Raw genomic sequence first — 16802 nt, forward strand, 5'->3', positions numbered from 1 at the left:
GTTTGTTACGTTCAAACTTTGCCTTAGCCATCTCGCGGGGCGCCTCTGATTTAGGGGGCCGCTCATGCGGGCCCGAGTCAATATCGCGCGTTAGGTATTGCTCTGGCAAAAAAAAATCAAGCCCGGATCAGAGGAAATCCGCCCGTTTTCGCGGGTTTCATTTGGCAGATGCCTCGCGCGCACCTACCTTTTGAAGATGGATCAGCGCCTCACAGATATATCGCCCCGCCTGCCGGCACGCGCGCCCCTCGCGGGCAAGCCGCTCGGCATCGTCGCAAGCCTGCGCGCGGCACGGCGCAACCTGTTGGAAATCATCCCGGAACTGGCGACCCATGCGCCGATCATCTCGGGCAATACCGGGGCGCGCTGGCATATGGTGATGGATCCGGGCTGCCTGCGCCACATCCTCAAGGATCAAGTCGAGGCCTACCCCAAATCCGTCGTGACAAAGCTGATCCTCGGCCCCGCCGTGGGCGAGGGGATGTTTGTCGCCGAAGGCGCGGAATGGCGCTGGCAGCGCCGCGCCGCAGCCCCGGTCTTTGCCGCGCGCAATATGGAGGCCTTGGCCCCGGTCATGCAATCGGCAGCACAGGCAAGCTCGGCTCGGATCGCACAGGCCGCCGATACCGGGCGCGCCATCGACCTGCATCAGGAAATGGTCACCGCCACCTTCGAGGTGATCTCGGATGTGACCTTTTCGGGCGATGAAGGCTTTGACCGCGCCGCCATCCATGGCGCAATCGACGCCTATATCGCGCGCACAGCCAAGGTCTCGCTGCTGGATTTCTTCGCCCTGCCCGGCTGGGTGCCGCGCCCCCACCGGATCGCCTCGGCCCATGTGGTGCGCGATCTCAAACGCCACGCGGATGCCGCGATCGACGCGCGCGCGCACCCCAAAGACACGCCCGATCTTCTGGACCTGCTCAATGGCGCGACAGACCCCGAGACGGGCCGCACGCTCAGCCGCGCCGAGCTGCGCGACAATCTGCTGACCTTCATCGTCGCGGGCCATGAGACGACCGCCCTCACCCTTGCCTGGGCGCTCTATCTCTGCGCCTTCGACCCCGCCGTCCAAGACGCCGCACGCGCGCAGGCGCAAGCGGTGCTGGGGGAGCGGGAGGCGACGGTTCAAGACCTCGCGCAAATGCCGCTGATCGGGCAGATCGTGAATGAAAGCTTGCGGCTCTACCCACCGGCGGGCTTCCTGTCGCGCACGGCCCAAAAGCCCGACCGGCTGCTTGGACGCGAGATCCGGCGCGGCGACACGGTGATGCTGCCAATCTACGCGCTGCATCGACACCACGCCTTGTGGGACGCCCCCGATGCGTTCCGTCCCGAACGCTTTGCCACGCCCGTCCATGACCGCTTCGCCTTCCTGCCCTTTGGCGCAGGACCACGGATCTGCATCGGCGCGGGATTTGCGCTGCAAGAGGCAGGGATCATCCTCGCCACCCTGCTCGCCCGGTTTCGATTTGCCGCCGTACCGGGCCGCGAGCCGCGGCCTGAAATGACAATCACGACGCGCCCCACGGGCGGCATCTGGTTGACCGTATCCGCAGCCTGATTGCTTTGGAAAAAATGGGGCTCTGCCCCCTCGGCCTGCGGCCTCACCCCCGGGATATTTGGACGAACTCGAAGACATTCAGAGTCGGTTAAGAAAATTCTGGCAAGACAGAAGACGCGGTACAGGCGGGGACGCCGATGACCGCCGAAGTCGAAGACGCCCGGCCCGGGCCCCTCGCTCAAGGGCGGCTCCGGGTCGGGCTCTTCTTCGAATTCGGTCAAATATCCCGGGGGAGGAGGTCGAGCCCCGAAGGGCGCGACCGGAGGGGGCAGCGCCCCCTCTTCATACGCCTGCATCTTGACGGATCAGGTAAAGGTATTGTCACGCGGGAAGCCACGCGGCGCCATCCGGCCCGCAGAGGCACGCTTGCCGATCCACTCGCTCAGATCCAACTCCGTGCGCGTGCGCCCGGCCGGGTCTTTCCAGCTCAAACCATCGGCCAGTGTGAAGGTGGTGGCATCGCTCAGTCCTCCATCCTTGTATTTCTGCAACCGCACGCCCTTGCCGCGCGCCATCTCGGGCAGCTCGTTGAGCGGGAAGACCAGCAATTTGCGGTTTTGCCCGACACAGGCCACGTGATCGCCGCCGATCCTCGCACAGACCGCGGTGCGCGCCGCGCCGCGCAGATTGAGCAGCTGTTTGCCAGACCGGGTCTGGGCGATCATCTCTTCTCCGGGGCAGACAAATCCATCGCCGTCGCTGGAGGCAAGCAGATATTTCTCACCCGCCTTTGGCAGCAACAGATGGGTGACCTCGGCCTCATTGGGCAGATCGACCATCAGCCGCACCGGCTCGCCCATGCCGCGCCCGCCGGGCAGGTTCGCCCCCAGCACGGTATAGGCCCGGCCATTGGCGCCCATGATCACGATGCGGTCGGTGGTTTCGGCATGCATGGCGAACATCGGCCCGTCGCCATCCTTGAACTTCACCTCGGCATCAAGCGCATTATGGCCTTTCATCGCGCGCACCCAGCCCATCTTGGACAGGATCACGGTGATCGGCTCGCGCTCGATCATCGCCTCGATCGGCACCTCTTCGACCTCGCCTGCCTCGGCGAAACTGGTGCGGCGTTTGCCCAGCTCGGTGGCCTTGCCGAATTTCTTGGCGATCTCTTTCAGCTCGGAGCCAATCGCCTTCCATTGCCGCGACTCGGAGGCCAGCAGATCCTCAAGAGCTGAGCGTTCCTCATAAAGCGCATCGCGCTCGCGGCGCAACTCCATCTCTTCGAGCTTGCGCAAGGAGCGCAGGCGCATGTTCAAGATCGCCTCTGCCTGCGCGTCCGACAGCTCGAATTCCTTGATCAGCATCGCCTTGGGCTCATCCTCGTAGCGGATGATCTCGATCACCCGGTCGAGGTTCAGGAAGGCGATGATATAGCCCTCGAGCACTTCGAGACGCGCATCGATCTTGTCCATCCGGTGCTGCGAGCGGCGCAGCAGCACTTCGCGGCGGTGATCGAGGAAGGCGCGCAGCACCTCCTTGAGCGAGCAGACCTTGGGCACGCGCCCGTCGATCAGGACGTTCATATTCATGCTGAACCGCAGCTCAAGATCAGAATTCTTGAACAGCATGCCCATCAGCATCTCGGGATCGATCGTGCGGGATTTGGGCTCCAGCACGATCCGGATATCATCGGCGCTCTCGTCGCGCACATCGGCGAGCGCGGGCACTTTGCGGGTCTGGATCACCTCGGCCAGCCGCTCGATCAGCTTGGATTTCTGCACCTGATAGGGGATCTCGGTGACAACAATCTGCCACTGACCGCGCCCCAGATCCTCGCGCTCCCAGCGCGCCCGCAGCCGGAACGCGCCGCGCCCCGTGCGATAGGCCTCAAGGATGTTCTCTGCGGGCTCCACGATCACGCCGCCGGTCGGAAAATCCGGCCCCGGGATCAGCGCCACGAGATCCTCATCCGACAGGCCGGGCTTGGCGATCATCGCAAGGCAGGCCTGCACCAGCTCATCGAGGTTATGCGGCGGAATATTGGTCGCCATCCCCACCGCAATCCCGCTTGCGCCATTGGCCAGAAGGTTCGGAAAGGCCGCGGGCAGCACGATCGGCTCTTCAAGCGTGCCGTCATAATTGGGCCGGTAATCGACCGCATTCTCGGCCAACCCTTCAAGCAGCGCCTCGGAGGGCGAGGCCAGACGGGCCTCAGTATAGCGCGAGGCGGCCGGGTTATCGCCGTCGATATTGCCGAAATTCCCCTGCCCATTCACCAGCGGGTAGCGCATCGCGAAATCCTGCGCGAGACGCGCCATCGCATCATAGATCGCGGCATCGCCATGCGGGTGATAGTTGCCCATCACATCGCCCGAAATCTTGGCCGATTTCCGAAAGCCGCCGGTCGATGTCAACTTCAGCTCACGCATCGCAAACAAGATCCGCCGATGCACCGGCTTGAGGCCGTCTCGCGCATCGGGCAGCGCCCGGTGCATGATCGTCGAGAGCGCATAGGTCAGGTAGCGCTCGCCGATCGCGCGGCTCAGCGGCTCGGAGGTCATGGACGGGGGAAGAGGGGCCGGGAGGTCATCGTCACTGCTCATGGCCATCTGTGTAAAGACGCGCGGCCTCCCGGTCCAGATGCAAACCGCTTTGAGAAAGTTTTTGCGGAACAAAAACGGCATCAGCGGAATTCCGCTAGTGAACAACAAATATCGAATCGGGTAACCTAACCGTGACCGACGCTGCCAGCGGTCACCGGGGGGAGGGATTATGGCCAAGTTGCTTTTCACCACACTTGCGGGGATCTTTGTCGTCATGATCGTCTTTGGCCGGGACATGCCGGGCCAAAAGGGTGCCGGACAGGCGGTGGCCGAGACCACACAGGCCAGCGCCCGTCAGGCGATCGATCCGCAACCTGCCGCAGCGCGCATACCGGCTGCCAAGAAGGCTGAGACCGCGATCTTGCAACAGGCAAGCTTCGAGAGCCCGCAGAGCTATTCCGCCACTCCAGCGGTGGACAGCCAAACCGCGGCCACGGTCTCGAACACCACCGTGATCAGCTCGGTTTTCAAAACCAGCCGGATGCCCGGCCCGGCGCTCTCGCCCTCCCCCGAATATTCAGCCACCGCAGCCCCCAAAATCGATGGCGGCTCGCTTTGGGAAGTCTCGGCCAATGCACTCAACGTGCGCTCCGGCCCCGCGACGTCGCATCAAGCGGTCGACAGCCTGCATCGCGGCGAGCAGGTACTGCTGGTGGCCGAGCAAGGCGGCTGGGCGCATGTGAAAATCGAAGGCGACGGCATCGACGGCTGGGTCTCCAAGCGTTTTCTGAGCCCTGCGCGCTGACGCAACGGGGGGCAAGCCCCCCGGCGTCACTCCCCCCCCCCGCCCCCGATAACATTGCCTTTTCCCCCGCCTGCCCCTATCCCGGCGTGATGCGCCAAAGCGCGGCGAACGGACAAAGGCAGGCCCATGGCAAAGACGATCCTGATCACCGGATGCTCCTCAGGCATCGGCTATGACGCGGCCCATGGGCTCAAGGCGGCGGGCTGGAACGTGCTCGCCACCTGTCGCAGCCCCGACGATTGCGACCGGTTGCGCGGCGAGGGGCTGATCTCCTTTCCGCTCGATGTCACCGATCCCGCCTCGATCGAAGCCGGGTTTGCCGAGGCGCTCTCGCATGGAAATGGCAGGCTCGATGCGCTCTATAACAACGCAGCCTTCGCCTGCCCGGGGGCGGCCGAGGACATCCCGCCCGGCGCGCTGCGCGAGATCTTCGAAACCAACCTCTTCGGTCTGCATGACCTGACGACCCGCGCGATCAAGGTGATGCGCAAGCAGGGCGAAAATGGCGAGGGGCGCATCTTGCAATGCTCCTCTGTGCTGGGCCTTGTCGGCATGCAGTGGCGGGGCGCCTATGTGGCGACGAAATTCGCCCTCGAGGGGCTGAGCGATGTGCTGCGCATCGAGATGCGCGATACCGGCATCAAGATCATTCTGATCGAGCCCGGCCCGATCACCTCGAAAATCCGGGCCAACTCAATCCCACCCTTCGAAAAATGGGTCAATTGGCAACGCTCCGCCCGCCGCGCGCAATACGAAACCAGCCTGCTCAAGCGGCTTTATGAGCCCCGCGAAAGCCCCGACCGGTTCGAACTGCCCGCCTCGGCGGTCACCAAGGCGATCCTGAAGGCCCTCGAGGCGCCCAACCCCAAGCCACGCTACCCGGTCACCACGCCCACGCATCTGATGGGGATCGCCCGCCGCATCCTGCCCGGCCGCGCGCTCGACTGGATGATTTCCAAAGGCTGAAACCCCTTCGCATTTGCCCCCCGCGCGGCTATGTCTGGGACAAGAGGGAGAGTCACGCATGCGCAACGATCCATTGTTTTACGTCGTGGCCGCTGCCAGCCTGTCGGTGCTGGTGATCCTGATGATCGGGATCGCCGGGTTCGGGCGCGGCAGCGAGTTCAATCGCAAACATGCCAATAAACTGATGCGGCTCAGGATCGCGGCGCAAGCGGTCGCGATCGTGCTGATCCTCGTCTTCGTCTATCTACGCAAGGGGGCCTGATGGTCGTTCTCAATCGCATCTACACACGCACCGGCGATGCCGGGGAAACCGCCCTCTCCAATGGTGTGCGGGTCGCCAAGCACTCGCAGCGCGTCGCCTGCTACGGCACGGTCGACGAGTTGAACGCCGTGGTCGGTCTGGCCCGGCTGCATGCGGATGAAACGGTGCAAGCGGCCCTGTCGCTGATCCAGAACGACCTCTTCGACCTCGGCGCGGATCTCGCGCGCCCCGACATGGAGCGCGACGACGAAGCGGGCTACCCGGTGCTGCGCATGATCGAGAGCCAGACCACCCGGCTTGAGCGCGAAATCGATGCGATGAATGCCCGGCTCGAGCCGCTGCGCAGCTTTATCCTGCCCGGCGGCACGCCGCTGGCAGCCCAGCTTCACCATTGCCGCACCGTCGCCCGCCGCGCCGAGCGCGGCGCGGTGGAACTCTCGACACTCGAGGGGGTGAATGAATGGGCGGTGAAATACCTCAACCGCCTGTCGGACTGGTTCTTCGTCGCCGCCCGCATCGCCAATAATGACGGGCAGGACGACGTGCTCTGGGTCCCCGGCGCGAACCGCTGAGACCGGCGGATCTTGATTTGAGCTAAGGCACGAGGGGGCGCTGCCCCCTCGGCCTGCGGCCTCACCCCCGGGATATTTCGATCAAGAGGAAGCAGCCTCTTTCATCTTGGACAAAATACCTCCGGGGGCTGTCAAAGCCCGAAGGGGTTTGGCAGTGGGGGCAGAGCCCCCGCCTGTTTTGTCTCAGCGCTCAGGCGCGCGCATGTCAGCCTCACACCGCAAGCCCCTGCGCGTCGAAGAACACAGTCCGGCTGGCATCAAAGCTCAGCCCCGCGACATCGCCGGGCACGAGATCGGTATCGCCGGCCACCCGCACATTCACACCGCCCAGCGCGCCGCAATCAAACAGGATGAACGTGTCGGCGCCGAGGAACTCGACCACATCGACCCGGCCATCGCATTGCCCCTGCCCTTCGGGCAAAAGCGCAATATGTTCGGGGCGAATGCCAAGCTGCGTGGCTTGTGGGGCTGCGCAGGCTGCGCCGCGCCCGCCTTCCAACCGATACTGATCCGCCGAAACCGAGCACGGCATCACATTCATCTTCGGCGAGCCGATGAACTGCGCGACGAACAGGTTGGCGGGGCGCTCATATAGCTCGCGCGGCGTGCCGACCTGCGCGACATGGCCATATTCCAGTACCACGATCCGGTCGGCCAGCGTCATCGCCTCAACCTGATCATGGGTCACATAGATCATCGTGCGTTTGAGATCGCGATGCAGCCGCGCGATCTCCAGCCGCATCTCCACGCGCAGCGCGGCATCGAGATTGGAGAGCGGCTCATCGAAAAGAAAGGCCGTCGGGTCGCGCACGATCGAGCGCCCGATCGCAACCCGCTGGCGCTGCCCGCCCGACAGATCCTTCGGGCGGCGTTCGAGATAGCTCTCGAGCTTGAGGATGGCGGCCGCGTCGTCGACCTTGGCCTTCCACTCCGCCGCGGGTGCGCCTGCCATCTTCAGCGAAAAGCCCATATTTTCGGCCACCGACATATGCGGATAAAGCGCGTAGGACTGGAACACCATTGCAAGGCCACGCTTCGAGGGGGGCTGGTCGGTGACCTCTGCCCCGTCGATCTCGATCGCACCGCGCGAGGTATCCTCCAGCCCGCCGATCATCCGCAGGAGCGTGGATTTCCCGCAGCCCGACGGGCCCACGAACACGACGAACTCGCCATCGGCAATCGTCAGATCAATCCCCTTGATGACCTGCACATTGCCAAACCACTTCTCGACAGCTTTCAGCGCAATCGCACCCATCTCATCCCTCCTTGCCAGCCCAGGCGAGCCAAACGGCGGCGGTCCATGTAAAGGCCTTGCCGCCTGCCGCAGCGCCTGTCATCGGATCGAAATACTCAACGAAACCGTAGCGCGCGATCACCTCGCGGGTGCGTTTGCGCACCTCCTCGCCCAGCGCCACGCCGCGCTCGGACGCGCCCTCGCCGATCATCATGTTCATCATCCCCCAAGTCGGGCCGCGCCAGTAGCGCCGGGCATCAAAGCGCGGATCGAAGGGCGCAAGCGAGGGCACACCATAGGGGGCCGCATCGAGCACGCGGCTCAGGTGTTGCGCCATCTCCGGGGCGTCGAGCCCTGCAAACCAGCACAGGAAGGAGGCGTTCGTCAGCGCGTTCGACCAGATGCCATTGGCGCAGTTATAGCTGTCGTAAAAGCCCATGCCGGGGTTCCACAAGGCCTGCGCCCCCGCCTCCAGCTCGGCCAGTTGCTCGGCCATCCCTGCGGTGTCGAGCCCCTGCGCCTCGCCCGCCGCATAAAGATCGCGCAGCGCGCGCAGCAAGATGAAATGCATCGTCGGGTCAGCGACCCGGAACGGGTTGTCCTGCGCGAGGCGCGCATCGTCCCACTCCAAAGCCTTCCCGCGTTGCACCAGCCAGATATAGCGGTCGTAATCGTATTTCGTGGGCCGCATCGAGGCATCGACATGCTGGGTGTCACGGCGCTCGTAATAGCCCACGCCCTGCGGATCGATCGCATCCATCGCATTGTCCCAGTCGGGCGCATTGTCGCGGCCCGACTCCCAAGGGTGAACCACGAAGATCGCGCCCTTCTCGTCGCGCCGCCAACGCAAAAACCACTCCGCCCATTTGCGCATCTTCGGATAGAGCGCGGCAAAGCGCGCGGCCCCAAGCGCGGGATCCGCCGCCAGCAGCCGGGTCGCGAAACTCAGCGCAACGGGGGGCTGGGTGATGCCAGAGGACGGGATCGGGCCGGTGCAGCCCCAGACATCGGGGCCCGGGAAATAGCCCGGATCGGGTTTGTGAAACAGGATATGGGGCACCTGCCCGCTCTCCCACTGGCCGGAGAACAGCGTCTCAATCTCGCGCCATGCCCGCTCCAGATCAAACTGCGCAAATCCGAGGCTCGCGAACGCACTGTCCCAATTCCACTGATAGGGGTAGAGCCCTGCGGTCGGCACGGTATAGCCGCCGCGATCATTGCCCGTCAGGATCGCGCGGGCGGCTGCGTCGCGGTCGGAGAAATCGGCATCGGCAGCCAGTGTTTCGGTCATCATGTCTTATCCTTTCACCGCGCCAGCCGTCAGGCCGCGGGTCATGAAACGTTCAAGCCCGAGGAACAGCGCCATGATCGGCACTGTCGCAATCACCGCGCCCGCCATCAGATGCTGGCGCGGGATCTCAGAGGAGTTGAGCGAGGCGATGCCCCGCGTGAGGGTGAATTTGCTCGGATCGTCGAGCAGCATGAAGGCGAGCAGGAACTCGTTCCAGGCGATCATGAAGACGTAAAGCCCGACCGAGGCCAGCGCGGGCAAGGCCAGCGGCAGGGTGATCTTCCAGATCACCTTGAGCCGCGAGAGACCATCCATCAGCCCGGCCTCTTCGACCTCCACCGGCAAGCCCCGGAAATAGCCCTGCAGCATGTAAAGTGCGACCGGAATCGTCGTGACCGGGTAGATCATCACGATGCCAAAGACCGAATTGCGCAGCCCCACCATCGAATAGGCAATGTAGATCGGCAGCGCGAGCACGATCATCGGCACCATATAGATCAGCAAAATCCCGCGCGAGAACACCTTGCGCCCCGCAAAACGCAGCCGCGCCACCGCATAGGCGCCGGGCACCGAGAACAGCAGCGTCAGCAGCACGGTCAGCACCGAGACATAGAACGAGGTCCACAGGTAGCGCCCGAAATGGAACCGCGTCATCAGCTCGTAATAGCTGTCAAACAGATGCCAGCCCTTCGACAGATCAATCGAGAAATCGAGCGGATTGAGCATCAGCTCCTGTTGCGATTTCATCGAGGTCATCACCATGACGTAGAACGGGATGATCACGATCGCGGTGAAGAAGATATATCCAAACCCGGTGAGAAACCGGATCACCGCCGCCTCGAATTCATGCCGGGTCAGCGCACCGATTTGGATCTCGCGCAGGATCACGTTGAGCGGGAGGGCCACCGCCCCGGCCAGCACGATACTCAACACGATGCGCGCCTCAAGGCCGAAGGCCTGCCCGAATTGCAGCGCGCCAAGCCCCAGCACCATCAGCGCAAGCGCCACCACGACCGCCACCACATCGGTCAGCCAACGCGTGCCGCCCCAGGCGCGGGCCAGTCCCGTGGCGAGCCCCAGCAAAAGCGCGCCGAAAACCGCAGGTCGCGCCGCATGTCCGGTCGCAAATGAGATCGCAACCCCAAGGCTCACCGCCATCACCAGCGCCCAAAGCGCCCCGATGATCGGTCCCGCGAGATAGCCTTTATGCAGGAATTTCATAGCCCTTCCTCCCGGCTCATGGTGCGGAAGAAGAAGATCGAGAAGATCAGCAGACAGCCGAACACCACGACCGCCACCGCCGCCCCGGCTCCGATATTGGAGACCGCAAAGGCCTGCTCATAGACATTGACGGTCAGCGTGCGCGTGCCCGCATTGCCGCCGGTGAGCAGGAAGATGTCGTCGAATTTGTTGAAGGTCCAGATGAAGCGCAGCAGGAACAGCACCGACAGGATGCCCATCAGCTGCGGCATGCTCAGATGCCAAAATTTCTGGAATGGCGAGGCCCCGTCCATATCGGCAGCCTCATACATGTCTGTGTCAATCGACTGCATCCGCGCGAGGATGAACAGGAAGGACAGCGGGAAATAGCGCCAGATCTCAAACACCGTCACCATGATCAGCGCCAGTGGCTTGGCCCCGAAGAAATTGATCGCCCCGTCGCTCACGCCCATCTGCACCAACAGCGCATTGGCAGAACCCGAATAGGGATCGAACAGAGTAATCCACGTGAAGGCCACCGCGATCACCGGGGCGACATAGGGAAAGAGGTAAAGGCCCCGCAAAATCCCCTGACCGCGAAAATCCTTGTTCAGCAGCAGCGCCGCGAACAGCCCCACCAGCAGCGCGCCCAGCGTGCCGAACACCGTGTAGAACAGCGTCACCCCAAACACGCCCCAGAACTCACCGCCGCTGAACAGCTTGCGGAAGTTGTCGAGCGTGAAGGTGGAGTTGGTGAGCACATTGGAGACCTGCCCGCGCGAGACCAGCTTGGCATCCCGCACCGCCCGCTCAAGCGTGCGCCCCTCGCCGCTCACCTGCGCGTCGATGCGGAACCGCTCATTCGTGCGCGGCTTCAGATCGCCGAAATCGCAGCTCAGCCGCTGCCCCGTCAAGGCACAGCCCTGTGGCAGATCCCCGGTCAGCACCACGCCATCGGGCAGCGTCACCGCCAGCCCCGTATCGCGCATCTCCTGCTCGCGCGAGGGATTGATGACACGCAGCTCGACCTGCGGCGGATCGCTCCGGTCATTGAGGCTGATCCGCGTGCGCAGCTCGGCGGGGCGCAAATCGCCAAGGCTCACCGGCTTGACCGAGATCCAGAAGATCGCCAGCAGCGGCACGATCACCACAAGGGCCACGATCGCGATGGTCGGGAAAAGAAGGCCCCAGGCTAGGCGCGCCTCGCGACGGGCGAGCGCTCCGCTGCCTTTGGGCGGCGATATCTCGGTCATGGGAATCTCCAGTTCGCGCCCGAGAGCGGGCGGGATCGGACAGGGCGCACGCGCCCTGCCGCGACTTGGATCTAGATCAGTCGATCTGGCTCAACTCGTCATTCATCTTCTTGACGGCATCCTCGGCAGAAACATTGCCGTCGAGATAATCACGCACGACACGGTTGATGACCTGCGAATTGAGCATCTTGGAGGCGAGTGCGAGCTGTCCGTCATTGACGCCCCAGCGCTGCGCGGTGTCGAGCCCCTTGGTGAGCTCGTCGATCACCGCCGGATCATAGAGATCCTTCAGCGGCGCCTTGCGATCCACGCCCACCGGCAGGGTCGCCCAGAGCTTGGTGAACTTGTTCGGATCGGCATCCGTGCCGCGCCGCGTCGGGAATTTGCCCTCGGGCGCAATCGACAGCGTCTGCCCGTAGCCGTCATTCATCGAGTAATCGACGAATTGCTCGGCCGCATCCGTGTCGGCATCCGTGGTGATCGCGAAATAACGCAGATCGGCCCAGCTTGCGCCCTTGGGGTTCGACGGGCCCGCAAGGTTCGTCACAACGCCCGTATCTTTCGCAAGCGCCGTCGAGGTCGGATCGTCATTGATCATCGGCGGTGACGAGTTGCGCAGCCCTGCCAACTCATCAAGGATAAAGGGCGACCACATGATCATCGCAGCCTTGCCCGCGAAATAAAGCTCGCGCGATTGCTTCCAGTAATTGTCACCGGGCGGCGAGGCATCGGCGAGCTTCTTGTAGAATTCCAGAACCTGAACGGTCTTCTTCTCGTCGAGCGGTTTGAACCCGTCAGTCCCCACCGGCGAGACGCCATTGGCCAAGAATATCTGCTCAAGCACCTGACTCATGTAATTGTCGTCCACCTTGGTGGCGGCCACGAACCCATACATCTTCGGCGGATCGTTGAGCTTGTCGATCGCGGCCTCAATATTGGCGAAATTGGTCGGGGGCGCGAGGCCGTCCTTCTCGAACAGGTCTTTGCGATAGAGGATCATCTGGGTCCAGCCATCGACCGGCACGGCGGCATAATCGCCATCCGTCTCAACCATCTTGAGCGCGCCCGGCGCGAAAGTCTTGGGGTCGAGCTTGTCGACCACATCGGTCGCGGCCAGCGTGTCGACAATGCCCGCCTCGGTCCAGGGCAGCACGTTCTGGAGCGGGGTGTAGATCACATCGGGCAGATCGCCCGCCGCAAAGGCCGCCGTCGCGCGCTGGTTGAGATCGCTCTCAGTGACCGGGATCACCTCGACATCGATGCCGCTCTTGGCCTTGAAGTCATCGGCTAGCTGCTGCTGTTTGGCCAGCCGCTCGGGCTGCTCCTCGGTGGTCCAGAATTTGATGGTCTGAGCCTGTAGGCTCACAGCGCCCAGCATCAGCGCCATCGCGGCCGATCCCAGAAGCTTTGCGGGTGTCTGCATTTGATTAAGTTTCATTTATCTTCCTCCCAGTCGATTCAGAATTTCTTATTCACGCGTGCGCGGTGGCCCGTCCGAGCCCCCCGCCCGCAGCGGCGCCTCTACAAGTTCGGTCAATTCCGCAGGGTCGGTGCCGCGCAGCTGCGCGATCAGCAGCGCGGCAAGCCGCGCGCCCGCATGGTGACTGTCCACCGCAAACGTCGTGAGCGGCGGCGTCACCAAGCGGGCCTCGGGAATGCCGTCATAGCCGATCAGCGACAGGTCGCGCCCGATCTCCAGCCCCCGCTCGCGCGCCACGTCATAGGCCCCGAGCGCGGTGGCATCGGTTGCATAAAGGATCGCGCTTGGCGGATCGGGCAGATCGAGCAGGCGCCGCGCGGCCTCGGCCCCCTCCTCGCGCTCTGCCACCTCCATGATCTCAAGCACGGGGTCATGGGCAAGCCCGGCCTGCGCCAGCCCCTCGCGGTAGCCATCGCGGCGCAGCAGCGCGAAATTGAAACTCGCGGGCGGGCCGACAAAGGCGATCCTGCGATGGCCCATCGCCGCGAGACGTGTGATCGCCGCGCGCATTGCGCCTGCATTATCAATGTCATACCACGAATGCCCAGCATCGGGGCGCCCATGATCCGTCCGTCCAAACATCACGAAGGGCACATGTTTGGCGCTCAGGAAAGCCGCGCGCGGATCGTCGACCTGCGTGCGCGGCAGAATGAACCCGTCAACCTTGTGCTCTTGCAGCAGGCGCGTGACGGTCGCCTCCATCTCACTGCGTGAGGACGAGGAGGAAACGGTCAGCGTCCAGCCCTCCAGCGAGGCTTCCTGCGTGATACCGCCCAGAAAATCGGCCAGAAACGGCCCGTAACGGTCGGGGGCGTCCAGCTCCAGCACCAGCCCAAGCGCCCGCACCCGCCCGGTGCGCACCGCCTGTGCGTAGGGCATTGGCGCATATCCCATCTGCGCTGCCATCTTCGCAACCCGCGCCCGGGTCGTGGGCGCGATGTCGCTATAGCCGTTGAGCGCGCGCGACACGGTGCTTTTGGTCAGCCCGAGCGCCTGCGCGAGATCAGAGATCCGCACCCTGCGGGTCCGGCTCTTATCCCCGTGTGATTTTGTTCTGCGAATCTCCTCCATATGAGAAGCCTAGGTTTCCGAAACTGGTTTCGTAAAGGCGAAACTGGTTTCGAGATGAAAAAATCTGTTCACGACCCTGTGCGAGCCATCTCAGAAAAGCCGGAATATGTGGCGGATGCCCCCTCGCGAAATCGCATGAGCGCTCTTCATCACGAGGGCAGAATTATGATCGCATTTGTGCATAGATGCGCTAGATGAAGCGATAAGAGCCCGCGTCCTTCGTCTTACCGTGACGGAGATCCGGCGCGGGCCGTTCCGACCCAGAAGACAAGAGAGCGCACGTGTTACCCAAAGAAGGCCAAGACGTCTCCCCGCTCGACGACCCCGCCCGGCTGCGAGCCTTGCAGCAAACGGGATTGCTCGACACCCCCGCGCAAGAGGCCTTCGACCGCGCCACCCGGCTTGCAAGCCGGATCGTCGGCGCCCCGGTCTCGCTGATCACTCTCGTCGAACCCACGCGCCAATTCCTGCTGTCGCGCACCGGAGCGGCCGCAGAGGCGCTGGCCGTTCCGGAGACCCCGATCAGCGACTCGTTTTGCCGCCATGTCGTTGAGAATGACGCCGAGCTGATTGTCGAGGACGCGCGGACGGATCCGCGTGTTCAGGGCAACGGGGCGATCGAAGGGCTTGGGGTCATCGCCTATCTGGGCGTGCCGCTGCGCACCGAAGAGGGCGACGTGCTGGGCTCCTTCTGCGTGATCGGACATGAGCCGCGCAAATGGACCGAGATCGAGCTCGAAACGCTCAAGGATCTCGCACTTGGGGTGGAATCCGAGATTCGGCTGCGGCGGCGAACCAATATCGCCACGCAAGAGCGCGAAACCTTCCGCGCGATCCTCGATCAGATGCCCATGGGCATCTTGCTGAGCGAGATCGGCGACGACGCGACGCTCAACATGAACCGGGCCGCACGCGACATGATGGGGCCGCCCGCCCACGCGCCCGATGCCAATTCACGCCACGGGGTCACGATCTGCGATCCGCAGGGCGCAGCCTACCGCCCCGACGATCTGCCGATCAACCGGGCGGCGCGGGACGGCGAGACGGTCTCGTCAGAGGAGATCGTGGTTCACCATCCGCAGCGCGCGCCGCATAACCTGCTGGTCTCTGCGCGCCGGATCGAGACCGAGCCACCGCTCGCCGTGGCGACGCTTCTTGATGTCACGACCCATCGCGCCGCCGAGCGGGCCGCCGCGCTCAGCCATGCCCGGTTGGCGCATTTCCATGACATCACCCGCGATGGCATTCTGGAAATCGACGCCACCGACAGGGTGCGCTACGGCAATGCGGTGATCCGCGCCCGGCTGCGCGATGCCTATGGCGAGGACCGCGCCGAGGCCATGGAAGGCGTGAACCTTGCCCGCGAATGCCCCGAGTTTCTGGGGCCGGAGTTCGAGCCTGTGCTGGCGCAGGCCCGCGCCAGCGGACAGCCGCAGACCACGGATCTGACCGGGCATGACGGGCACACGCTGGAAGCCCGGCTGTTTCCCGATGAAGATGCGGTGCTCGTCTATCTGCGCAATGTCACAGAGGAGCGCGCCGTGGCGCAGGCCCGCGACACGCTGGCCCGCGAGCTCAATCACCGGGTCAAGAACCTGTTTGCGATGATGTCGGGGCTGATCGGGATGACCGCGCGCCACGCCAAGACACCCGCCGCGATGGCCTCGGGGCTTCGCGCGCGGATCAATGCGCTCGCCCGCGCTCATGATCTGGTGAGCCCGACCGCCACGCTTGAGAGTGCCTTTCGCGGCAAAATGGATTTCGCCACCCTGATCCACGCGATTCTGGAGCCCTATGTTGCCGCCGATGATCCGCGACTGAGCCTTGAGGGCCCTACGGTTCTGCTCAACCAGTCGGGCACGACCAATTTCGCGCTGGTCCTGCATGAGCTGGTCACCAATGCCGTGAAATATGGCGCGCTGGGGCATCCGGGCGCGCGTCTGGCGCTGCAGTGGGATGTCACAGAAGGGAAAGACGGGGCGGAGCTGCATTTCACTTGGAAAGAATCCGACTGCCCGCCGCGCGGAGATCAGCCCCGCGGCACCGGTTTTGGCAATAGCTTGATCGACTTAACCATACGCGCGCAGCTCCGGGGGAGCTATGGAACCGAATGGCCCTCTGACGGGTTTATCTCGCACATGACCGCGCCAATGGAGCTAATCAAAGGGTAAATCCCATGCGTATCGAGCCGAGCAGCCACTGGCTCGAGGGCCGCAAGGTCCTCGTGGCCGAAGACGAGATGTTAATCGCCTATGACATCGCCTACACGATAGAAGATTGCGGCGGCGAGGTAATAGGCCCCGTCGCAAACCTGTCGGATGCGCGTGCGTTGATGGCGAGGGATCACATCGACGCCGCCGTTCTGGACATGAACCTGCTGGACGGCAGTTGCGAGCCTTTGGTCTGCGAGCTGCGAAAGCGCAACATCCCCGTGGTGGTCAATACCGCCGAGCGGCTGCCGCTGGCCTTTCAGTCGGAGCTTCCCGAGGTGATCGTGTTTTCCAAACCGACAATGCCCGATTTACTGGTCGAGGCACTGAGCAACGGGTTGCATCTCGATATGCGCAACGCTGCCGAGTAAGCGATGCGCCCCCCCTCCCGCCCCGCCTGAGTTGCGG

At 63.7% G+C, this 16802-nt stretch carries 14 protein-coding genes; 7 read left to right on the plus strand and 7 right to left on the minus strand.

The window, feature by feature from the left end; translation table 11 throughout:
• Positions 1–196: 196 nt before the first annotated feature.
• The gene (locus tag DL1_RS05480) at positions 197–1564 is read left to right on the plus strand and encodes a cytochrome P450 (protein WP_038064038.1); all 1368 of its coding nucleotides are present in this window, start codon (positions 197–199) and stop codon (positions 1562–1564) included.
• A 305-nt stretch (positions 1565–1869) separates the two neighbouring features.
• On the opposite strand, the gene parC is transcribed toward DL1_RS05480, so the two are convergent.
• Positions 1870–4110 carry a DNA topoisomerase IV subunit A gene (parC, locus tag DL1_RS05485; RefSeq protein WP_177195326.1) on the minus strand — a complete coding sequence of 747 codons (2241 nt, stop codon included), beginning with the start codon at positions 4108–4110 and terminating at the stop codon, positions 1870–1872.
• Positions 4111–4279: 169 nt separating this feature from the next.
• On the opposite strand from parC, the gene DL1_RS20770 reads away from it, so the two are divergent.
• The 4 genes from DL1_RS20770 (at position 4280) to DL1_RS05505 (ending at position 6655) form a co-directional block, all read left to right on the plus strand.
• Positions 4280–4855 carry an SH3 domain-containing protein gene (locus DL1_RS20770; RefSeq protein ID WP_051693341.1) on the plus strand — a complete coding sequence of 192 codons (576 nt, stop codon included), beginning with the start codon at positions 4280–4282 and terminating at the stop codon, positions 4853–4855.
• Between the two features lie 126 nt (positions 4856–4981).
• Positions 4982–5821 (plus strand): SDR family NAD(P)-dependent oxidoreductase, encoded by an 840-nt coding sequence (locus DL1_RS05495; RefSeq protein ID WP_038063677.1) that lies wholly within the window; start codon positions 4982–4984, stop codon positions 5819–5821.
• A 58-nt stretch (positions 5822–5879) separates the two neighbouring features.
• A complete protein-coding gene (locus DL1_RS05500; RefSeq protein WP_038063678.1) occupies positions 5880–6083 on the plus strand; it encodes a twin transmembrane helix small protein in 204 nt (67 codons plus the stop codon).
• Complete coding sequence (locus DL1_RS05505; RefSeq protein ID WP_038063680.1) at positions 6083–6655, plus strand: cob(I)yrinic acid a,c-diamide adenosyltransferase; 573 nt, start codon at positions 6083–6085, stop codon at positions 6653–6655. The genes DL1_RS05500 and DL1_RS05505 overlap by 1 nt, the downstream gene beginning before the upstream one ends.
• 211 nt (positions 6656–6866) lie before the next feature.
• Here the strand turns inward: DL1_RS05505 and DL1_RS05510 are convergent, their stop codons facing one another.
• The 6 genes from DL1_RS05510 to DL1_RS05535 all read right to left on the minus strand — a co-directional run bounded on the left by DL1_RS05510 (position 6867) and on the right by DL1_RS05535 (position 14130).
• Positions 6867–7910 (minus strand): ABC transporter ATP-binding protein, encoded by a 1044-nt coding sequence (locus DL1_RS05510; RefSeq protein ID WP_038063682.1) that lies wholly within the window; start codon positions 7908–7910, stop codon positions 6867–6869.
• Between the two features lies 1 nt (position 7911).
• Complete coding sequence (locus tag DL1_RS05515) at positions 7912–9183, minus strand: MGH1-like glycoside hydrolase domain-containing protein (protein WP_248642585.1); 1272 nt, start codon at positions 9181–9183, stop codon at positions 7912–7914.
• Between the two features lie 3 nt (positions 9184–9186).
• A complete protein-coding gene (locus tag DL1_RS05520) occupies positions 9187–10401 on the minus strand; it encodes a carbohydrate ABC transporter permease (protein ID WP_038063684.1) in 1215 nt (404 codons plus the stop codon).
• Entirely contained in the window at positions 10398–11633 is a 1236-nt protein-coding gene (locus DL1_RS05525; RefSeq protein ID WP_038063685.1) for a carbohydrate ABC transporter permease, read from the minus strand. Before DL1_RS05525 ends, DL1_RS05520 begins: the two co-directional genes overlap by 4 nt.
• Before the next feature lie 76 nt (positions 11634–11709).
• A complete protein-coding gene (locus DL1_RS05530) occupies positions 11710–13071 on the minus strand; it encodes an ABC transporter substrate-binding protein (RefSeq protein WP_051693342.1) in 1362 nt (453 codons plus the stop codon).
• Between the two features lie 30 nt (positions 13072–13101).
• On the minus strand, positions 13102–14130 hold the full coding sequence (locus DL1_RS05535) for a LacI family DNA-binding transcriptional regulator (RefSeq protein WP_162178734.1): 1029 nt from the start codon (positions 14128–14130) through the stop codon (positions 13102–13104).
• Between the two features lie 335 nt (positions 14131–14465).
• On the opposite strand from DL1_RS05535, the gene DL1_RS20775 reads away from it, so the two are divergent.
• Complete coding sequence (locus DL1_RS20775; RefSeq protein WP_051693344.1) at positions 14466–16355, plus strand: HWE histidine kinase domain-containing protein; 1890 nt, start codon at positions 14466–14468, stop codon at positions 16353–16355.
• Positions 16356–16360: 5 nt separating this feature from the next.
• Complete coding sequence (locus tag DL1_RS05550; RefSeq protein WP_038063687.1) at positions 16361–16765, plus strand: response regulator; 405 nt, start codon at positions 16361–16363, stop codon at positions 16763–16765.
• The last annotated feature ends 37 nt before the right edge of the window (positions 16766–16802 follow it).

It is taken from the genome of Thioclava dalianensis, from assembly GCF_000715505.1.
GTDB lineage: Bacteria > Pseudomonadota > Alphaproteobacteria > Rhodobacterales > Rhodobacteraceae > Thioclava > Thioclava dalianensis.

Bases quoted from the DNA above. Each gene is read 5' to 3' on its own strand.
- DL1_RS05525 (WP_038063685.1), bottom strand. From the start codon at position 11,633: ATGACCGAGATATCGCCGCCCAAAGGCAGCGGAGCGCTCGCCCGTCGC.
- DL1_RS05510 (WP_038063682.1), bottom strand. From the start codon at position 7,910: ATGGGTGCGATTGCGCTGAAAGCTGTCGAGAAGTGGTTTGGCAATGTG.
- DL1_RS05495 (WP_038063677.1), top strand. From the start codon at position 4,982: ATGGCAAAGACGATCCTGATCACCGGATGCTCCTCAGGCATCGGCTAT.
- DL1_RS05500 (WP_038063678.1), top strand. From the start codon at position 5,880: ATGCGCAACGATCCATTGTTTTACGTCGTGGCCGCTGCCAGCCTGTCG.
- DL1_RS05505 (WP_038063680.1), top strand. From the start codon at position 6,083: ATGGTCGTTCTCAATCGCATCTACACACGCACCGGCGATGCCGGGGAA.
- DL1_RS05520 (WP_038063684.1), bottom strand. From the start codon at position 10,401: ATGAAATTCCTGCATAAAGGCTATCTCGCGGGACCGATCATCGGGGCG.
- DL1_RS05550 (WP_038063687.1), top strand. From the start codon at position 16,361: ATGCGTATCGAGCCGAGCAGCCACTGGCTCGAGGGCCGCAAGGTCCTC.
- DL1_RS05480 (WP_038064038.1), top strand. From the start codon at position 197: ATGGATCAGCGCCTCACAGATATATCGCCCCGCCTGCCGGCACGCGCG.
- DL1_RS05530 (WP_051693342.1), bottom strand. From the start codon at position 13,071: ATGAAACTTAATCAAATGCAGACACCCGCAAAGCTTCTGGGATCGGCC.
- DL1_RS20770 (WP_051693341.1), top strand. From the start codon at position 4,280: ATGGCCAAGTTGCTTTTCACCACACTTGCGGGGATCTTTGTCGTCATG.
- parC (WP_177195326.1), bottom strand. From the start codon at position 4,110: ATGAGCAGTGACGATGACCTCCCGGCCCCTCTTCCCCCGTCCATGACC.
- DL1_RS05515 (WP_248642585.1), bottom strand. From the start codon at position 9,183: ATGATGACCGAAACACTGGCTGCCGATGCCGATTTCTCCGACCGCGAC.